Source organism: Rathayibacter sp. VKM Ac-2857, from assembly GCF_013205025.1.
In the GTDB taxonomy this organism is placed as follows: domain Bacteria; phylum Actinomycetota; class Actinomycetes; order Actinomycetales; family Microbacteriaceae; genus Rathayibacter.
The window spans coordinates 104,953-123,876 of record NZ_JABMLE010000004.1; the positions used below are offsets into that span (position 1 = coordinate 104,953).

The window sequence follows — 18,924 nt, forward strand, 5'->3', positions numbered from 1 at the left end:
GTCGCGCAGAGCCGGCCGTCAGAAGCCGCGGAGCCGCTCGATCTCGCGCCGATCGCGCTTGGTCGGGCGGCCGGCCCCGCGGTCGCGCTCGATGATCGCGGGCGCCGCCTCGCGCGGCGGCGGCGGCGGGGGAGTCCGGTCCTCGAAGCACTCGGCCGCGACCGGTGCGCCGACCCGCTTCACGATCAGACCGCGGACCACCAGCTCGCGGTCGAAGCCGCCGATCCGGGCCCGGACCTCGTCGCCTACCTTGACGGTCTGCGCGGCCTTGGCTCGCTCGCCGTTCACCCGGACGTGACCGGCCCGGGCGGCCGTGGTGGCGGCGGAGCGCGTCTTGTACACCCGGACGGCCCACAGCCAGGCGTCCACGCGGACGGAGCCGGTCACCGGGATCTGCATCCGTCCAGTCTACGAAGCCATGATGGAGGCAGTCCCATCGACGAAGGATCCGCGGCCCCACCGGCCGCCGACCGAGGAGGTTCACCATGAGCACGTACCACAGCTACGGCGAGGACACCGGCGAGGGCGTCCCCACCCGCGGAGCCCCCGAGCACAGCGGCTCGCCGTCCGAGCTGCGCGAGAGCGTGTTCCCGCACGCGGGACTCGAGTTCACCCTGGTCCCGTCCGGGCACGAGGAGTGGCAGGTCCGCCACCCCGACGGCCGGCCCGTCGGCGTCCTCGCGATCATCTCGCACAGTGGCGAGGAGGGCGAGGCGGTCTTCGTCACCCGCCGCGTCGGCTCCGACGAGGCCGTCGCCGAGGGCACCGACTGGCGCGGCATCGTCTCCGCGGTGATCAACGACGAGGCGGCCGACGAGCGCGTCCAGGGCAGCCCCGACCCCGCGCTCGACTACACGCGCGGCGGCCTCATGCACCACGGCACGGCCGACATCGAGGACCAGGTCTGAGCGACCGGGTCTGAGCGGCCCGGTCTGAGCGGCCAGGTCTGAGCGACCGCGCCTAGCGCGCCAGGAGCGCCGCGTTGATCCGGGCCGTGAGCTCGCGGTCGAAGCGGCGCTCCTGCGCGTCCACCGCGCGGATCGGCGCGGCGTTCCGCGCACTCGAGACCAGCCAGGCCGCCTCCGCCGCCGCGAGGTCCTCCGCCCGCAGGGGTCGCTCCGCCGTGCTGAGCCCGAGCCCGCCCGCGAGCGCGAAGAGATCGGCCTGCGTCGTCCCCGGCAGCAGTCCCAGGCTCGGCGGCGGAGTGACCAGCTCGCCGCCCGCGAGCAGCACCAGGTTCGAGGTCGGCCCCTCGAGCAGGAAGCCGTCGCTGGAGACGAACAGCGCGTCGTCCGCCCCGCGCCGCACGGCCTCTCGGGAGGCGGCGCGGTTCACCGCGTAGGAGAGCGTCTTCGCACCGGCGAGCAGCCACGGCGAGGTGCGCTGGACGTCCGAGCGCAGCCCGCGGTCGAGCAGCACGATCCGCACGCCGTCGCGCCGCGCCGGTCCGAAGTCCGGGCTGGTCTGCACGAAGACGAGCCCGGTCGGCCGGCCGTCGCCCTCGACCCCGTGGCTCAGGATCGTCTTCACCATCGCCTCCGGCACGCGCGGATGGGCGGCGACGGCCTCGTCGATCGCCGCGCGCCACGCGGTCCGGTCCGGTCGCGGCAGGTCGAGCATCAGCGCCGAGCGCTCGAAGCGGTCGAGGTGCGCGTCGAGCGCCTGCAGACGGCCGTCGACCAGGTTGATCGTCTCGAAGACCCCGTCGCCCCGGGTGAAGCCGAGGTCGGTGACGTCGATCGTGCCGTCCGGAGCGCCGTCGTGCGCAGGAGCGTCGAGCGAGGGGCGGGCGAGGACGACGAGGGTCTCAGCGGGCATGGGCGGTGCGGTCCTTCCGAGGGCGGAGCGGGAGTCGGGCGAGCACGACGATCAGCAGCGCCCCGAGGAGCGCACCGGTGCCGTTCGAGACGAGGTCGCGCACGTCCGAGACGCGCGAGGGCAGCGCGAGCAGCTGGATCGTCTCGATCAGGACCGATACGCCGAGGCCGATCGGCGCGGCGAGCAGCCGGCGGCGCGTCGGCAGCTGCAGCGCGATCAGCGCGCCGAGCGGCACGAACATCAGCACGTTCGCGAGGAACTCGGCGACGTCGAAGGTGAACCAGGTGGTCACCGGCGTGGAGGCGATGAACGCGATGACGCCGCGCACGAGCGCCGACGGCTGCCCGGCCGGGTACGGCGCCGGCGTCAGGGTGATCAGGGCGATCACGCCGAGCCAGGCGAGCGTCGCGGGCAGGAGGATCCTCGAGCGGCGCATCCGTCGATTCTGCCAGGTGGTCGGAGGCGCCCGGGGAGCCGCTCAGGTGTGCCGGGCGGTCCGGTGCGCACAGCGCGATGTGGAAGGCTGGACGGCATGACGAGCGACGGCCCGGCCGACGGCGGAGCGCTTCCGCGCCACCCCTTCGACGCCGCGCTCGGTGACGGCTGGGTCGAGATCGGCGACGGGCGCCGCTTCTGGGGCCGCTTCGGCGCCGCCGGCCTGCTGCTGCGCGACCCGGACGGCCGCGTCCTCCTCCAGCACCGCGCCACCTGGAGTCACTTCGGCGACACCTGGGGACTCCCGGGCGGCGCGCGCCACCCCGACGAGACCGCCTTCGAGGGCGCTCTGCGCGAATCGGTCGAGGAGGCGGGCGTGCCCGACGGGATCGTCGTGCCCGTCCTCTCCCGCGTCGTCACGATCGGCCCGTGGAGCTACACCACCGTCGTCGCGCAGGCCCTCGAGCACTTCACACCCCGCATCGCCGACGCCGAGAGCCAGGAGCTGCGCTGGGTGCCGCCGGCCGAGGTCGACGCGCTCCCGCTGCACCCCGGCTTCGAGGCCTCCTGGCGCGAGCTCCGCGCCCTCGACACCGAGCCCTGCGTCCTCGTCGTCGACGCGGCGAACGTCGTCGGCTCGCGCCCGGACGGCTGGTGGCGCGACCGCGCCGGCGCCGCGGAGCGCCTGGTCGCGGGACTCCAGCGGCTCGCGACCCTCGGCCTCCCCGGCTCGCTGTTCGCCGTCGACGCCGACACCGTCTGGCCGCGGATCGCCGTCGTCCTCGAGGGCGACGCCCGCGCGGCGCGCACCGACGGCGCGGCCGAGTCCGCCCCCCGCGGCCGCCTCAGCGTCGAGCGCGCCACCGGATCGGGCGACGACGCGATCGTCGAGCGCGTCGCGGCGATCGGCGCCTCCGCCCGCGTCGTGACCGCCGACCGCGGCCTCGTCGCGCGCATCGAGGAGCTCGGCGCCTCCGCGCTCGGCCCGCGCACCCTGCTCGATCTGCTCGACGCCGCCCCGCCCTCCGCCCGGGAATAGCGCGCGGATCGGGGTCGTTGCACCCCTCATGGCCACGACAGCGATGACTCTCGACACCCACGACCAGACCGTCTCCGACGGCATCGTCCTCATCGACTTCTGGGCGGAGTGGTGCGGCCCGTGCCGCCAGTTCGCCCCCGTCTTCGAGGCGACCAGCGAGAAGAACCCCGATGTCACCTTCGCGAAGGTCGACACGGAGGACCAGCAGCAGCTCGCCGGCAGCTACGGCATCTCGTCGATCCCCACCCTCGTCGTCTACCGCGACGGCATCCCGCTGATGGCGCAGCCCGGCGCCCTGCCCGCCCCGGCGCTCGACGCCCTGCTCGAGCAGGTCCGCGGCCTCGACATGGTCGCCGTCCGCAAGCAGTACGACGAGGCGAAGGCCGCCCAGGAGTCCGGCGCCCCGCAGAAGTTCGACCACGGCGCGCAGATCTGATCACGCGGCACCACCGCACCACCCGCACGAACGACGGAACCCCCGGCAGCCGCTCAGGCCACCGGGGGTTCCGTCGTTCCAGCGGAGATCGCGCAGGAGTGCCGATCAGCCCGTGTTCTGCAGGCCCGCGGCCACGCCGTTCACGGCCAGCAGCAGCAGCCGCTGGTTCTGCTCGGTGCCCGAGCCGCCCGGATCCGTCCGCAGCGCCCGGAGCGCGCGCAACTGCAGCAGCGACAGCGCGTTCACGTAGGGCGTGCGCAGCCGCACGGCCCGGCCGAGCACGCGGTGCCCGGTGAGCAGGCTCTCCTCGCCCGTGATCGAGAGCACCCAGCGGCGGGTGAGCTCCATCTCGTCCAGCACCAGACCGGCGAGGTCGTCGCGGGAGTCGAGCGCCAGGTAGCGGCGGGCGATGCCCTCGTCCGTCTTCGCCAGCGACATCTCGACGTTGTCGATCATCGTGGTGAACAGCGGCCAGGTCGCGTACGCCTCGCGCAGCTCGTCCAGGTCGCCGACCGCCTCCAGCGCGCTGCCGAGCCCGAACCAGCCGGTGAGATTGACGCGGGCCTGGGTCCAGGCGAACACCCACGGGATCGCCCGCAGGTCCTCCAGCGACTCGACCGAGAGGCCGCGGCGGGCCGGTCGCGAGCCGAGCGCGAGCAGGCCGACCTCCTCCTGCGGAGTGACCCGGGCGAACCAGGGCGCGAAGCCGTCCGCCTTGACCAGCTCGAAGAAGCGGCGGCGCGACTCGCGGTCCATCGTCGCGGCGACGTCGCGGAAGCGGTCGGCGGCACCGGCGTTGCGGTCGCCGATCGAGGGGGAGGAGGCGAGCAGCGTCGCCCCGGCCACCTGCTCGATGTGCCGGGTCGCGATGTCCGGGTTGCCGTAGCGCGCGAAGATGACCTCGCCCTGCTCCGTCAGCTTGAAGCGGCCGTCGACCGAGCCGGGCGGCTGCGCGAGCACCGCGCGGTTCGCCGGTCCGCCGCCGCGGCCGAGCGCGCCGCCGCGGCCGTGGAAGAGCGTGAGCACGATGCCCTCGTCCTCGGCCCACTTCGCGATGCGCGCCTGCGCGTCGTACAGCGCGAGCGTCGCGGAGACCGGGCCGACGTCCTTCGACGAGTCGGAGTAGCCGAGCATGACCTCGAGCCGGTTGCCCGTCGCCGCGAGGCGCGCGCGCACCTGGGGCAGCCGGATCATCTCGGCGAGGATGTCCGTCGAGGCGTCGAGGTCCGCGAAGGTCTCGAACAGCGGGACGGCGTCGATGATCGGCGGGTTCCCGTCGGTCGCCGCCTCGGCCAGGTCGAAGACCGTCTTGAGGTCCTCGGCCGACTGAGTGAACGAGACGACGTAGCGGCGGGCCGCGTCGGTGCCGAAGCGCTCCTGGACCTTCGCGATCGCGCGGTAGACCGAGAGGACTTCGACGCTGCGCTCGTCGAGCTCGCCGCCGGCGCGGACCGCGGCGAGGGTCTCGCGGTGCACCTTCGAGTGCTGCCGCACCTCGATCTCGGCGAGGTGGAAGCCGAAGGTCTCGACCTGCCAGAGCAGGTCCTGCAGGTCGCCGTAGGCCGAGCGGACGTCGCCCGCGTCGACCAGCGAGTCCTGCAGCGTGCGCAGATCGGCGAGCAGCTCGGCGGCGGAGCCGTAGGCGAGCGCGCCGCCGGAGCGGGTCGCCGCGAGCCGGTCGGCCGTGAAGAGCAGGACCCGGCGGTGCGTCTCGCTCGGCGAGCGCTCGGCGATCACCGCGGCGAGCTCGGGCGCCTTCTCGACGCACGCGGCCCAGAGCGCCTCGACGGCGGCCGACGGGGGAGTGGTGCCGGCGTCGAGCGTGAGGGCGCGGCCGACGCGGCGGGCGACGCGCTCGAGGCCGATCAGGACGTGCTCGGCGGCGATGTCCACGGCCTCGAGGGTCGTCGCGGCGGTGACGAACGGGTTGCCGTCGCGGTCGCCGCCGATCCAGGTGCCCAGGCGCACGAAGGCCGGGGCGATCGGCTTCCGGGTGCCGGAGGCGTCGCCGAGCAGCGCGTCGTCGAGCCGGCGGTAGACCCGCGGCAGCACCGAGAACAGCGACTCGTCGAACACGCTCATCGCGGTGCGCACCTCGTCGAGCGGGCTCGGCTTCGATTCGCGGAGCGGCGCCGTGCGCCAGAGCGTGTCGACCTCGGCCAGCAGGCGCCGGCGGTTCTCGACCAGCACGACACCGCCCGTGCGCGGGTCGTCCCGCTGCTCGAGCAGGGCGCTGATCCGGCGGATGGTGGAGGAGACCGCGCGTCGGCGCGCCTCCGTCGGGTGCGCGGTGAGGACCGGGCGGAACTCGAGGCGGGAGAGGCGCTCGAAGGCCTCCTCCTCGCCGAGCTCGGCGGTGAGGGTCGCCATCGACGCGATGATCGAGTCCTCGGGCAGCTGGGCGCCGGCGTCGGCGTCCCGGCGGCGGAGGACCCGCACGCGGTGGAACTCCTCCGCCACGTTGACGAGGTGGAAGTAGCAGGTGAAGGCCCGCGCCACCTCCTCGGCGCGCTCGGCGGTCAGCGAGGCGACGAACTCCTCGGCCGCGGCCAGCTCGTCCGGGTGCCCGCTGTCGTAGGCGCCGATCGTGAGGGCGCGGAGCCGCTCGACGTCGGTGTAGAGGCTGTCGTCGCCCGACTCGCGCAGCACCTGGCCGAGGAGCTCGCCGAGCAGGTGGACGTCGCCGCGGATGCGGTCGTCCATCGGCGGCGCGACGGTCCCGTCGGCGGAGGGGGCGGGGGAGGCGGGTGCTGCGGTCGCGGCTGGCGCGTCGGAGATCGGAGGCACGGCACGACCTTAGCGGCGGCGCGTGTCCGGCGGATGACGCCACTGTCACGCGGCGGAATGGAATGATCGAGGGGTGACCGTGACCCCTGCACCTCCCACCCCCGCCGTCCAGACCGAGCAGGCCGCCCCCCACGTCGTCGTCCTCTTCGGTGCCGTGGGCGACCTGTCCCGGCGCAAGCTCATCCCCGGCATGGCTCACCTGGCGCTGTCCTCGCTGGCGCCCGACCTGCAGATCGTCGGCACCTCGCTCGAGGAGCACGACGACGAGTCCTTCCGCGCCTTCGCCAAGCTCGCCTACGACGAGTTCGGCAGCCGCTCGCTGACCCCGGCGCAGTGGGACGAGTTCGCCTCCAAGCTCCGCTACGTCCCGCAGTCCGCCGGCCCGGCCGCCCTGGCGAAGGCGGTCACCGACGCCGAGAAGGTGCTGGGCCCGGACGTCAGCCGGCTGCACTACCTCAGCGTCCCGCCGCGCGCCGCCCTCTCGGTCGTCCGGATGCTCGCCGAGGCCGGTCTCGTCGAGCGCTCGCGGATCATCATGGAGAAGCCGTTCGGCGTCGACCTCGAGAGCGCCGTCGTCCTCAACGCCGAGCTGCACGAGACCTTCGACGAGGAGCAGATCTTCCGGATCGACCACTTCCTCGGCAAGGAGCCGGCGCAGAACATCCTCGCCTTCCGCTTCGCGAACGGCCTCTTCGAGCCGATCTGGAACCGCAACTTCATCGACCACGTCCAGATCGACATCCCCGAGAAGCTGACCCTCGACCGCCGCGCCGAGTTCTACGAGTCGACCGGCGCCTACAAGGACATGGTCGTCACCCACCTCTTCCAGGTCCTCGCCTTCATGGCGATGGAGCCGCCGACCGCCCTCGAGCCGAAGGCGATCAGCGAGGAGAAGAACAAGGTCTTCCGCTCGATGCGGCTGCTGAACCCCGAGAACGTCGTCCGCGGGCAGTACATCGGCTACCGCGAGGAGCCGGGCGTCGCCCCGGACTCCGAGACCGACACCTTCGTCGCCCTCAAGTGCGAGATCGACAACTGGCGCTGGGCCGGCGTCCCGTTCTACCTGCGCACCGGCAAGCGGATGGCGGAGGGGCAGCGGATCATCTCCATCGCCTTCCGCGAGCCCCCGAAGAGCATGTTCCCGCAGGGCTCCGGCGTCGGCGCGCACGGCCCCGACCACCTCACCTTCGACCTCGCCGACGCCTCCAAGGTGTCGCTGTCCTTCTACGGCAAGCGCCCCGGCCCGGGCATGCGGCTGGACAAGCTGAGCATGCAGTTCGCGCTGCAGGAGACCGACCGCGCGGGCGACGCCCTCGAGGCCTACGAGCGGCTGATCCTCGACGCGATGCGCGGCGACCACACGCTCTTCACCACCGCCGAGGGCATCGAGCGCCTCTGGGAGGTGTCCGCGCCGCTCCTGCAGGACCCGCCGCCGGTGCGCCTCTACGCGCCGGGATCCTGGGGTCCGAACGCGATCCACCAGCTGATCGCCCCGCACGCCTGGCGGCTCCCGTTCGAGCGGGTCTGGCGCGACAAGCGCTGACGAGGGCTCCCGGCATGTCGCGCGCGGCGGAGGACCGCATCTGGACGGTCCCGAACATCCTCAGCATGGTGCGGCTCGCACTGGTGCCGGTCTTCCTGGTGCTGATCATCGAGGGCGAGGACGCGCTCGCCCTGCTGACCCTCGTCCTCTCCAGCCTCACCGACTACCTCGACGGCTGGATCGCGCGCCGCTTCGACCAGATCACGCGCCTGGGAGCGGTCCTCGATCCGGCCGCCGACCGCCTCTACATCTTCGCGACGGTGATCGGCCTCGCCGTCCGCGAGCTGGTGCCGTGGTGGCTCGTGGCGGTGCTGGTGGCGCGCGACCTGATGCTCGTCGTGCTGGCCGTGATCCTCGCGAATCACGGCTACGGGCCGCTGCCGGTGCACCACCTGGGCAAGTTCGCCACGTTCTGCCTGTTCTACGCGCTGCCGCTGATCATGCTCGGGCAGGCGTTCCCGGCGCTCGCGCCGACGTCGCTCCCGATCGCCTGGGCGTTCGCGCTCTGGGGGGCGTTCCTCTACTGGTGGGCCGGGATCGTCTACGCCGTGCAGACCCGGGACCTCGTCCGGGGGGCCGACGGAGCGTTCCCGGCGACCGGCGGGCCCTCCGATTCCGATACGCTGAGGGGATAGCGAGGAGGTACGTCTTGGTCGAGTCCGTGCGCGGAGCGTCATCCGCAGATCCGTCCGTTCCCGTCGAGCCGTCGACGGAGACGACCCTCACCTTCACCGACGACATCGGCGCCCAGCTGGCGGCGCTCGACAACCGGGCGTCCCGCGAGGAGGCCGAGGCCGTCGGCGCCCTGCCCTCCGGCTCGGCCCTGCTCGTCGTGCGGCGCGGGCCCAACACCGGGGCCCGGTTCCTGCTCGACACCGACTCGACGACGGTCGGCCGGCACCCCGATGCGGGCATCTTCCTCGACGACGTCACCGTCTCGCGTCGTCACGCCGAGTTCGTCCGCCGCGGCACCTCGTTCGAGGTCCGCGACCTGGGCTCGCTGAACGGCACCTACTTCGACGGTGTGCGGATCGAGTCCGCGATCCTCACCGACGGCTCCGAGGTGCAGGTCGGCAAATTCCGCCTCACCTTCTACGCGTCCCGCGCCGACCTCGTCGCCGCTCCGGACGCGTAGCCGTGGGTCGTTCGACCGCCCGCGCACTCCCGTCCGGCTCGGCCGCTCTGCTGAGCATCGGCCAGGTCCTCTCGCACCTCACCACCGAGTTCCCCGACGTCACGCCGTCGAAGCTCCGGTTCCTCGAGGAGCAGGGTCTCGTCTCGCCCGCCCGCACCGAGTCGGGCTACCGCAAGTTCTCCTCCGGCGACGTCGAGCGGCTGCGGATGATCCTCGCGCTCCAGCGCGACCACTACCTGCCGCTCAAGGTGATCCGCGGCTACCTCGACGACGTCGACGCCGGCCGCGAGCCGTCCCTCCCCGCCGGTGCGGGCGGCGCCGCCCCCTCCCTGCTGGCCCCCGCCACCCGGCTGACCCGTGACGGCCTCGCGAGCGAATCGGGCGCGAGCCCGGCGCTCGTGCGCGAGGCGATCGCCGCCGGGCTCGTCCGCGGCGGCGACGTCTTCGGCGACGAGGCGGTCACGACGCTCAAGGCGCTCGTGGACCTCGGCCGCTCGGGCATCGAGCCGCGCCACCTCCGCCCGCTGCGCATCGCCGTCGAGCGCGAGATGTCCCTCATCGAGAGCGTCGTCGCCTCGAGCGCCCGCCGCGGCGAGGCGTCCGGCTCGGCCGGCGCCGCCGAGAACGCGATCGGCCTCGCCGCGCACCTCGGCACCATCCGCGAGGCCATGGTGCGCAGCGCGCTCTCGCGGCTCGCGCGCTCGTGATGCGCGGCCCGGGCCGACGACACGCCCTCCCGGAAGAGCGGATGTCGTTTACTCGGCATCCCCGGGTGGGTAGCTTAGGGAGCGCGTTCGGAGCGACCGGCGTTCGTATCCGGAAGGCACAGGGATGAGAGAAGTCAGCCGCGACGTCAGCGGCCAGCGCGACCTCGTCCTCTTCACCGACGGGCTGCCCGACCTCGACGCCGACGCGGGCTACCGCGGAGCCGTCGCAGCGCGGGCCGCGGGCATCACCTACCGCCAGCTCGACTACTGGGCGCGCACCGAGCTGGTCGAGCCGACCGTGCGCGGCGCGTCCGGCTCCGGCACCCAGCGCCTCTACGGCTTCCGCGACATCCTCGTGCTCAAGCTCGTCAAGCGCCTCCTCGACACCGGCATCTCGCTGCAGCAGATCCGCACCGCGGTCAACCAGCTCCGCGAGTCCGGCGTCGACGACCTCGCTCAGACCACGCTGATGAGCGACGGCGCCAGCGTCTACCTCTGCACCTCCAACGACGAGGTCATCGACCTCCTCAGCCGCGGCCAGGGCGTCTTCGGCATCGCCGTCGGCAAGGTCCTCCGCGAGGTCGAGACCAGCCTCGTCGAGCTCGACCACCAGTCGGTCGACCCCGCCGACGAGCTCGCCCGCCGCCGCGCCTCCCGCAGGGTCGGCTGACCCGCCCCTCCCGACCGGCCCCCATGCTGGTCGAGTAGCCCACGCGCGGCGACCATCATGCTGGTCGAGTAGCCCCGAAGGGGCGTATCGAGACCCGCCGTCCCCAGCACGCCGGGCCTGAAGTCTCCTGCTCTGACGCCGGTGGATCTCGATACGCCCGCGTCGCGGGCTACTCGATCAGCATGCTGTGCCGTACCGGCACGGCGTTCGATCGAGACGCGCCCCTCATGCTGGTCGAGTAGCCCCGAAGGGGCGTATCGAGACCCGCCCCCGCACACAGCAACGGCGCCGCAGCCGGAGCTGCGACGCCGTCCGCGGACCTCGCCGGCTAGCTCGTCGCCGCCGGCACCGCCTGCTCGCCGATGCGGCCCGTGCGGATGACGCGGTCCAGCAGCAGGTCGAAGTTGTGCGCCATCTCCTGCGCGCTCTCGCCGGGCCAGACGTGCACCGGCTTCGCGGCGCCCTGCGCCTGCTGGAGCGACGTGCGCTCGGGCAGCTGCGGGCTGAGGACCAGCGGGCCGAACATGTCGCGCAGCTCCTTGATCCGGAACTGGTGCTCCAGCGACTGCACGCGGGCGCGGTTGACGATGATGCCGAGCGGCTGCAGGCGCGGGCTCAGGCCGCGGCGGATCTCCTCGATCGCGCGCAGCGCGCGGTCGGCGGCGGCGACGGAGAACAGGCCCGGCTCGGTGACGACGGCGACGCGGTCGCTCGCGGCCCAGGCGGTGCGGGTGAGCGCGTTGAGCGAGGGCGCGCAGTCGATCAGGACGAGGTCGTAATCGGCCTCGACGCTGGCGAGCGCCTCCTCGAGCTTCCAGATGTCGCGGATGCTGGGGTGCGGGCCGTCGAAGTTGATCGCGGACGGGCTGCCGATGAGAACGTCGATCGTGCCCTGGCGCTCCTTCGTCCACCCGGAGGGCGCGATCGCCGAGCGGACGATCTTCTCCTTGGGCGACGTGAGGACGTCCGCGATGTTGAGGTGACCGGCGACGTTGATGTCCATCCCGGTGGAGACGTCGGACTGCGGGTCGAGGTCGACGACCAGCGTTCGCAGGCCCTTCGAGAACGCCGCGGATGCAAGGCCGAGCGTCACGGTGGTCTTGCCGACGCCGCCCTTGAGGGAGCTCACGCTGAGTACATGCATGGCTGAGTACTTTACTTTCACTAGGGTGGGAGAACCTAACCGTTCCCTGCGTGCCCGTCGGCCGCGGAGGGCGGAAGCGGAGATCGCACCGTCGCGAGACCGGCCCCCTCGTCGCCCCGGACGGCAGACCCGAAGGACTCCCATGTTCTCGAAGATCCTTGTGGCCAACCGCGGCGAGATCGCGATCCGCGCCTTCCGGGCCGCGTACGAGCTGGGGGCCCGCACGGTCGCCGTCTACCCGTACGAGGACCGCAACTCGATGCACCGCCTGAAGGCGGACGAGGCGTACCAGATCGGCGAGAAGGGCCACCCGGTCCGCGCCTACCTCGACGTCGCCGAGATCGTCCGGGTCGCCGTGGAGTGCGGCGCCGACGCGATCTACCCGGGCTACGGCTTCCTCTCCGAGAACCCCGATCTCGCGCGCGCCGCGACCGACGCGGGGATCGCCTTCATCGGCCCGCCCGCGCGCGTCCTCGAGATGGCCGGCAACAAGGTCACCGCGAAGGAGCACGCGGCCGCGGCCGGGGTGCCCGTCCTGCGCTCCACTCCCGCCTCGCGCGACATCGACGAGCTCCTCGCCGGTGCCGAGGCGATCGGGTTCCCGATCTTCGCCAAGGCGGTCGCCGGCGGCGGCGGTCGCGGCATGCGGCGGGTCGACGCCCCCGGCGAGCTGCGCGCGGCGCTCGAGGCGGCGATGCGCGAGGCCGACAGCGCGTTCGGCGACCCGACGATGTTCCTCGAGCAGGCGGTCGTCCGCCCGCGGCACATCGAGGTGCAGATCCTCGCCGACGCCACCGGCGAGACCGTGCACCTGTTCGAGCGCGACTGCTCGGTGCAGCGGCGGCACCAGAAGGTGGTCGAGATCGCCCCCGCGCCGAACCTCGACGAGGCGACCCGGCAGGCGATGCACCGGGACGCGATCGCGTTCGCCCGCTCGATCGGCTACGAGAACGCCGGCACGGTCGAGTTCCTCCTCGACACCGCGGGGGAGCGCGCCGGGGAGCACGTCTTCATCGAGATGAACCCGCGCATCCAGGTCGAGCACACGGTGACGGAGGAGGTCACCGACGTCGACCTCGTCGCGAGCCAGATGCGCATCGCCTTCGGGCAGACGCTGGCCGAGCTCGGCCTCACCCAGGGCGAGCTGCGACTGCACGGCGCCGCCCTGCAGTGCCGGATCACCACCGAGGACCCCGCCGCCGGCTTCCGCCCCGACACCGGCAAGATCACGACCTACCGCTCGCCGGGCGGCGGCGGCATCCGCCTCGACGGCGGCACGATCAACCCGGGCGCGCAGATCAGCCCGCACTTCGACTCGATGCTCGCCAAGCTCACCTGCCGCGGGCGCGACTTCCCGGCCGCCGTGAACCGCGCGAAGCGGGCGCTGGCCGAGTTCCGGATCCGCGGCGTCTCGACGAACATCCCGTTCCTGCAGGCCGTGCTCGACGACCCGGCGTTCGCGGCGGGCGACCTCAGCACCGCCTTCATCGACGAGCGGCCCCAGCTGCTGGCCGGGCGGGAGTCGCGCGACCGCGGCACGAAGCTGCTCACCTGGCTCGCGGAGGTTACGGTCAACCAGCCGCACGGCGCCCTGCCGCCCGGGGTCGCCCCCGTGGAGAAGCTGCCCGTCCTCGACACCGCCGCGCCGCTCGTCGACGGCTCGCGTCAGCGCCTGCTCGAGCTCGGCCCCCGCGGCTTCGCCGCCGCCCTGCGCGCGCAGACGGCCCTGGCCGTGACCGACACCACCTTCCGCGACGCGCACCAGTCGCTCCTGGCGACCCGGGTGCGCTCCCGCGACCTGATCGCGGTCGCCCCGGCCGTCGCGCGCTCGACGCCGGAGCTGCTCTCGGTCGAGGCCTGGGGCGGGGCGACCTACGACGTCGCGCTGCGCTTCCTCGGCGAGGACCCCTGGGAGCGGCTCGCGTCGCTCCGCGAGGCACTGCCGAACGTCGCGATCCAGATGCTGCTGCGCGGGCGCAACACCGTCGGCTACACGCCGTACCCGGTCGCGGTCACCGACGCCTTCGTCCGGGAGGCGGCCGACACCGGCGTCGACGTCTTCCGGATCTTCGACGCGCTCAACGACGTCGCGCAGATGCGCCCGGCGATCGACGCGGTGCTGGCGACGGGCAGCACGCTCGCCGAGGTGGCGGTCTGCTACACCGGCGACCTGCTCGATCCGGCCGAGGACCTCTACACGCTGGACTACTACCTCCGCCTCGCCGAGCAGATCGTCGAGGCGGGAGCGCACGTGCTCGCCGTCAAGGACATGGCGGGACTCCTCCGGCCCTACGCCGCCGCGAAGCTCGTCGGCGCGCTGCGCGAGCGCTTCGACCTCCCGGTGCACGTGCACACCCACGACACCGCGGGCGGCCAGCTGGCGACGCTCCTCGCCGCGGCCGAGGCGGGCGCCGACGCGGTGGACGCCGCCAGCGCCCCGATGGCGGGCACGACGAGCCAGCCCTCGCTCTCCGCGCTGGTGGCCGCCCTCGCGCACACCCCGCGCGACACCGGCCTCAGCCTGCAGGCGGTCTCCGACCTCGAGCCCTACTGGGAGGCGGTCCGCCGGCTCTACCGTCCGTTCGAGTCCGGGCTGCCCGGTCCGACCGGCCGCGTCTACCGGCACGAGATCCCGGGCGGTCAGCTCTCGAACCTGCGCCAGCAGGCGATCGCCCTCGGCCTGGCCGACCGCTTCGAGGTCGTCGAGGACCTCTACGCCGCGGCCGACCGGATCCTCGGCCGGGTGCCCAAGGTCACGCCGTCCTCGAAGGTGGTCGGCGACCTGGCGCTGCACCTCGCCGCGGTCGACGCCGATCCGGCCGACTTCGCCGAGAACCCGCAGAACTACGACATCCCCGACTCCGTGGTCGGCTTCATGGCCGGCGAGCTCGGCGAGCTGCCCGGCGGCTGGCCCGAGCCGTTCCGCACCCGCGTGCTGGCGGGCCGCGACGTCCGGATCGGCACGACGGAGGTGTCGGCGGAGGACACGGCGACGCTCGCCGGTGACGACGCCGCCGCGCGCCGGTCGACCCTGAACCGACTGCTCTTCCCCGGCCCGGCGAAGCAGTTCCTCGACGTCCGGGAGACCTACGGCGACGTCTCCGCGCTCGACACGGCCGACTACCTCTACGGGCTGCGGCAGGGCGAGGAGCACGTCGTCGAGATCGCGCGCGGCGTCCGCCTCTTCGTCGGACTCGAGGCCATCGGCGACGCCGACGCCAAGGGCATGCGCACCGTGATGACGACGCTCAACGGCCAGCTGCGCCCGGTGTTCGTCCGCGACGCGACGATCGCGGTCGACAGCACCAGTGCCGAGAAGGCGGACCGGACGGAGCCGGGGCACGTCGCCGCCCCGTTCGCCGGGGTCGTCACGGTCAAGGTCGCCGTCGGCGACGAGATCGCGGCCGGCGCCGCCGTCGCGACGATCGAGGCGATGAAGATGGAGGCGGCGATCACCAGCCCGATCGCGGGTGTCGTCCGGCGGCTGGCCGTCCCCGCGACCCAGCAGGTGGACGCGGGCGATCTGCTCGTCGTCGTGGCCGGGGCCTAGCAGGCTCCCGCCCGGGATCGCAGCCCGGGGATCGGCCTGAGTGCCGCCGGTACACTGACCGCAAGCGGAAGGAGGCTCGTTCGCATGGATGAGCGCAACGACGACCAGCCCGATCTCGACACCGGCCCGACCCCTCGGACGGCGCTCGACGCGGCGCGGGACTCCGAGCAGTACGCGCCGCGCGCGAGCGACACCGCTCCCACCCGCATCCCGGACGGCATCCGGCTCGAGTCGCCGGCTCCGGCACGGCGCCGCTCCAGCGCTCCGGCCCCCGTCGAGGACCCCACCGTCGACGTCGGCCGGCTCGGGATCCCCGACGCCCCCGGCGCCGTCCGCCCCGTCTCGGCCGGCATCGCCGCGCGCGACGAGGTGTCGGTGCTGCCCGAGGACTCCGGCGAGCGGCCGCGGGGCCGCGGCGAGCACTGCCCGGCCGAGCCCCGTCCGTCCGAGCCCGTGGCGCACGAGCCCGCATCGGCCGAGCCCGTCACGGGTGAGGCCTCCGCCGAGCCCGCCCCCGGTGTCACCCGCCGCGACCGGCTCCGCGCCGAGTCCGGCACCGCTGCCGGCACGTCCTCGACGCCCGAGTCCGCGTCGATGCTCACGCCCGACCGCCTGCTCGAGGTCAACCGCAAGACCCGGCCCGCGCCGACCGGGGGCTGGAACCGCTTCGTCTACGGCCTCACCTTCCACACCGTCAACCTCGGCGACTCGGCGAAGGTCCAGGCCTGGAAGGCGATGGACGAGCGGATCGGCCGCCAGTTCGAGGGCGGCACCCGCTTCGTCCCGGTGATGACCCGCAAGGGCGGCGTCGGCAAGACGACCGTCACGACCCTGCTCGGGATGGCCCTCGCCGACTCGCGCGAGGACCGCATCATCGCGGTCGACGCCAACCCCGACCGCGGAACCCTCGCCGAGCGCGTCCCCAAGCAGACCCGCTCGACCGTCCGCGACGTCGTCAACCGCGCCTCCGGGGTGACCGGCTTCACCGAGTTCTCCACCATGGTCTCGCGCGACGAGACCCGGCTCGACGTCCTGGCCTCCGACACCGACCCGCAGCTCTCCGAGGCCTTCGACGAGGACGACTACAACGTCGTCGCCGACCTCGTCGAGCGCTTCTACTCCATCATGCTCACCGACTGCGGCACCGGCATCGTGCACTCGGTGATGCGCGCGACGCTGCAGCGCGCGGACAGCGTGGTGATCGTCTCCGGCGGCAGCGTCGACGAGGCGCGCCTCGCCTCCGAGACCCTCACCTGGCTCGACGCGAACGGCTACGGCGATCTCGTTCGGAACGCCGTGGTCGCGCTGAACACCGCGACGCAGGGCACCAGCCTGGTGAAGCTCGAGGAGATCGAGTCGCATTTCCGCTCGCGGGTCCGCGACATCGTCCGCATCCCCTACGACCCGGTGCTCGCCGCCGGCTCGGTCGTGAAGTGGGAGCAGCTGCGCCCCGCGACCCAGGAGGCCGCGCGCGTGCTCGCCGCGCTCGTCGTCGAGGGAATCCCGGTCCGTCGTGCCTGAGGCGGTCGTGACGGACGCCGCGGCGCCTGAGGAGGGCGACTCCACGGAGACCCTGACGTTCGACCTGATCGTGCTCGGCGCCGGCTCCGGCAACTCGATCGTCGGCCCCGAGTGGGCCGGCTCCCGTGTCGCGATCCTCGACGACGGCGAGTGGTTCGGCGGCACCTGCCTCAACGCCGGCTGCATCCCGACCAAGATGTTCGTGCACGTCGCCGACATCGTGACCGACGTCGACCAGGGCGACCGGGTCGGCGTGCACGGCCGCGTGGCCCGGCCCGAGTGGGCCGAGGTGCGCGACCGCGTCTTCGGCCGCACCGACGCGATCAGTGCCGGCGGGCTGGACTACCGGGCCAACCGCTCCGAGAACGTCACCGTGCTGCGCGAGAGCTTCGGCTTCGAGTCGCTCGGCGACGGCGTGGCGCCGCACGTGCTGGTCAGCGCGAGCGGCCTGCGGATCAGCGCCCCGCAGGTCGTCGTCGCCGCCGGCTCGCGTCCGCGCCCGCTCCTGGCGGCCTACGAGCCCGACCCGCGGATCCACGACTCCGACTCGATCATGCGGATCGACGAGCTCCCCGCGCGGATGCTCGTCCTCGGCGGCGGCGCGGTGGCGGTCGAGTTCGCCCACATCTTCTCGGCCTTCGGCACCGCGGTGACGGTCGCGGTCCGCGGCGACCGCCTGCTGCGCTCGCTCGACGAGGGCATCGCCCGCGGCTTCACGGCGCTGGCGCGCGAGCGCTGGGACGTCCGCATCGGCGTCTCCGCCGAGAGCGTCGAGGCGACTCCGACCGGGCTGGTCACCACCTTCGACGACGGCACCCGCGTCGAGACCGACACGATCCTCGTCGCCACCGGGCGCGACCCGAACAGCGACACCATCGCCGCGGCCTCCGTCGGCATCGACCTGCACCCCGACGGCCGGGTGGTCGTCGACGACGAGCAGCGGGTCCTCTCCGGCGGGCGCGTCGTCCCCGGGCTCTTCGCGCTCGGCGACGTCTCCTCCGAGTGGCAGCTCAAGCACGTCGCCAACCACGAGGCCAGGCTCGTCGCGCACAATCTGCTGCACCCGGGCGAGATGCTCTCGAACACGCTCGCTCCGGTGCCCGGCGCGATCTTCGCGCACCCGCAGATCGCCCACTTCGGTCTCACGGAGCGGGAGGCGGGGGAGCGCGGCATCGACGTCGTCGCCGTCACCCAGGAGTTCGGCTCCACCGCCTACGGCTGGGCGATGGAGGACGACTCCAGCATCTGCACCCTCGTCGTCGGACTCGACGGCGAGCTGCTCGGCGCGCACCTGATGGGTCCGCAGGCGAGTATCCTCATTCAGCCGCTCGTCCAGGCCGCCAGCGCGGGGGTCGGGATCCGCGGTCTCGCCCGCAGCCAGTACTGGCCGCACCCCGCGGCGAGCGAAGTCGTCGAGAACGCCCTCCTCTCCGCCGAGGAGGCACTGAGGGAGCGCACCGCATGACCGAACGCCAGATCCGGATCTTCGGCGATCCCGTCCTGAAGACGGTGTCCGCCCCGATCGAGACCGTCGACGACGGGATCCGCGGACTGGTCGAGGACCTCGTCGACAGCGTGCGCACCCCCGGCCGCGCCGGCGTCGCCGCCCCGCAGATCGGCGTCAACCTCCGCGCGTTCAGCTACAACGTCGACGGCGTCGTCGGCTACGTCCTCAACCCCGAGATCGTCGAGCTGAGCGGCGAGCCCGAGCCCGTCGACGAGGGCTGCCTCTCCGTGCCGAACCTCTGGTACCCCGCGATCCGCTACCCGCACGCCAAGGTCCGCGGCACCGACCTCGACGGCAACGAGGTCGTCCTCGAGGGCGACGGCCTGATGGCTCAGGCCCTCCAGCACGAGTGCGACCACCTCGACGGCCGCCTCTACCTCGACCGCCTCTCCAAGGACGACCGGCGGGCCGCCATGAAGGAAGTCCGCGAGAGCTCCTGGTTCTGACTTGATTCCGAGCCGGTCCCTGCCCGGCTCGGCGCGGTCGGCCTCCTGGGGTTGCCGGGTTCCGCAGAGCGTCGTGCGTCCGCCGACGTCGAAGCGCTGGAACGCGCTTCGCCGGATACGGCTCGGCCTTCGGCCATCGCCCTCCGGCCGGCTGGCGCATCATGTTGATCGAGTAGCCCGCGCAGC

The 18,924-nt window shown here is 73.1% G+C and carries 17 protein-coding genes; 12 read left to right on the top strand and 5 right to left on the bottom strand.

Annotation, left to right across the window (positions count from 1 at the left end; genetic code table 11):
- Positions 1-18: 18 nt before the first annotated feature.
- Positions 19-399 carry an RNA-binding S4 domain-containing protein gene (locus HQQ86_RS17395; RefSeq protein WP_173289531.1) on the bottom strand — a complete coding sequence of 127 codons (381 nt, stop codon included), beginning with the start codon at positions 397-399 and terminating at the stop codon, positions 19-21.
- Positions 400-485: 86 nt separating this feature from the next.
- On the opposite strand from HQQ86_RS17395, the gene HQQ86_RS17400 reads away from it, so the two are divergent.
- Positions 486-908: a hypothetical protein gene (locus HQQ86_RS17400; protein WP_173289533.1), complete on the top strand. Its 423-nt coding sequence runs from the start codon at positions 486-488 to the stop codon at positions 906-908.
- Between the two features lie 52 nt (positions 909-960).
- Here HQQ86_RS17400 and HQQ86_RS17405 read toward each other — a convergent pair whose 3' ends face one another.
- The gene (locus HQQ86_RS17405) at positions 961-1,818 is read right to left on the bottom strand and encodes an aminotransferase class IV (RefSeq protein ID WP_173289535.1); all 858 of its coding nucleotides are present in this window, start codon (positions 1,816-1,818) and stop codon (positions 961-963) included.
- Entirely contained in the window at positions 1,808-2,254 is a 447-nt protein-coding gene (locus HQQ86_RS17410) for a VanZ family protein (protein ID WP_173289537.1), read from the bottom strand. The genes HQQ86_RS17405 and HQQ86_RS17410 overlap by 11 nt, the downstream gene beginning before the upstream one ends.
- Positions 2,255-2,350: 96 nt before the next feature.
- Between HQQ86_RS17410 and HQQ86_RS17415 the strand changes: the two genes are divergently transcribed.
- Both HQQ86_RS17415 and trxA read left to right on the top strand, forming a co-directional pair.
- Positions 2,351-3,292 carry an NUDIX hydrolase gene (locus HQQ86_RS17415; protein WP_173289539.1) on the top strand — a complete coding sequence of 314 codons (942 nt, stop codon included), beginning with the start codon at positions 2,351-2,353 and terminating at the stop codon, positions 3,290-3,292.
- 28 nt (positions 3,293-3,320) lie between these two features.
- A complete protein-coding gene (trxA, locus tag HQQ86_RS17420) occupies positions 3,321-3,728 on the top strand; it encodes a thioredoxin (RefSeq protein ID WP_173289541.1) in 408 nt (135 codons plus the stop codon).
- Positions 3,729-3,833: 105 nt separating this feature from the next.
- On the opposite strand, the gene HQQ86_RS17425 is transcribed toward trxA, so the two are convergent.
- The gene (locus tag HQQ86_RS17425; RefSeq protein ID WP_173290382.1) at positions 3,834-6,431 is read right to left on the bottom strand and encodes a phosphoenolpyruvate carboxylase; all 2,598 of its coding nucleotides are present in this window, start codon (positions 6,429-6,431) and stop codon (positions 3,834-3,836) included.
- Between the two features lie 163 nt (positions 6,432-6,594).
- Here HQQ86_RS17425 and zwf point away from each other — a divergent pair, with 163 nt between their 5' ends.
- The 5 genes from zwf to HQQ86_RS17450 all read left to right on the top strand — a co-directional run bounded on the left by zwf (position 6,595) and on the right by HQQ86_RS17450 (position 10,570).
- On the top strand, positions 6,595-8,058 hold the full coding sequence (zwf, locus tag HQQ86_RS17430; protein WP_320527018.1) for a glucose-6-phosphate dehydrogenase: 1,464 nt from the start codon (positions 6,595-6,597) through the stop codon (positions 8,056-8,058).
- A 14-nt stretch (positions 8,059-8,072) separates the two neighbouring features.
- Positions 8,073-8,693 carry a CDP-alcohol phosphatidyltransferase family protein gene (locus tag HQQ86_RS17435; protein ID WP_173289545.1) on the top strand — a complete coding sequence of 207 codons (621 nt, stop codon included), beginning with the start codon at positions 8,073-8,075 and terminating at the stop codon, positions 8,691-8,693.
- A 26-nt stretch (positions 8,694-8,719) separates the two neighbouring features.
- A complete protein-coding gene (locus HQQ86_RS17440) occupies positions 8,720-9,193 on the top strand; it encodes an FHA domain-containing protein (RefSeq protein ID WP_160091368.1) in 474 nt (157 codons plus the stop codon).
- A 2-nt stretch (positions 9,194-9,195) separates the two neighbouring features.
- Positions 9,196-9,900, top strand: a complete 705-nt coding sequence (locus tag HQQ86_RS17445; protein WP_173289547.1) for a MerR family transcriptional regulator — start codon at positions 9,196-9,198, stop codon at positions 9,898-9,900.
- Positions 9,901-10,024: 124 nt separating this feature from the next.
- Positions 10,025-10,570, top strand: a complete 546-nt coding sequence (locus HQQ86_RS17450; protein WP_173289549.1) for a MerR family transcriptional regulator — start codon at positions 10,025-10,027, stop codon at positions 10,568-10,570.
- A 328-nt stretch (positions 10,571-10,898) separates the two neighbouring features.
- Here the strand turns inward: HQQ86_RS17450 and HQQ86_RS17455 are convergent, their stop codons facing one another.
- Positions 10,899-11,714 (bottom strand): ParA family protein, encoded by an 816-nt coding sequence (locus HQQ86_RS17455; protein WP_123446122.1) that lies wholly within the window; start codon positions 11,712-11,714, stop codon positions 10,899-10,901.
- A 142-nt stretch (positions 11,715-11,856) separates the two neighbouring features.
- Here HQQ86_RS17455 and HQQ86_RS17460 point away from each other — a divergent pair, with 142 nt between their 5' ends.
- From HQQ86_RS17460 to def, 4 genes are all read left to right on the top strand, one after another.
- Complete coding sequence (locus HQQ86_RS17460) at positions 11,857-15,264, top strand: pyruvate carboxylase (RefSeq protein ID WP_173289550.1); 3,408 nt, start codon at positions 11,857-11,859, stop codon at positions 15,262-15,264.
- 84 nt (positions 15,265-15,348) lie between these two features.
- Complete coding sequence (locus HQQ86_RS21475; RefSeq protein WP_254072209.1) at positions 15,349-16,785, top strand: AAA family ATPase; 1,437 nt, start codon at positions 15,349-15,351, stop codon at positions 16,783-16,785.
- Positions 16,778-18,250 (top strand): mycothione reductase, encoded by a 1,473-nt coding sequence (locus tag HQQ86_RS17470; RefSeq protein ID WP_367948712.1) that lies wholly within the window; start codon positions 16,778-16,780, stop codon positions 18,248-18,250. Before HQQ86_RS21475 ends, HQQ86_RS17470 begins: the two co-directional genes overlap by 8 nt.
- On the top strand, positions 18,247-18,738 hold the full coding sequence (def, locus tag HQQ86_RS17475; RefSeq protein ID WP_173289552.1) for a peptide deformylase: 492 nt from the start codon (positions 18,247-18,249) through the stop codon (positions 18,736-18,738). Before HQQ86_RS17470 ends, def begins: the two co-directional genes overlap by 4 nt.
- Positions 18,739-18,924: the final 186 nt, after the last annotated feature.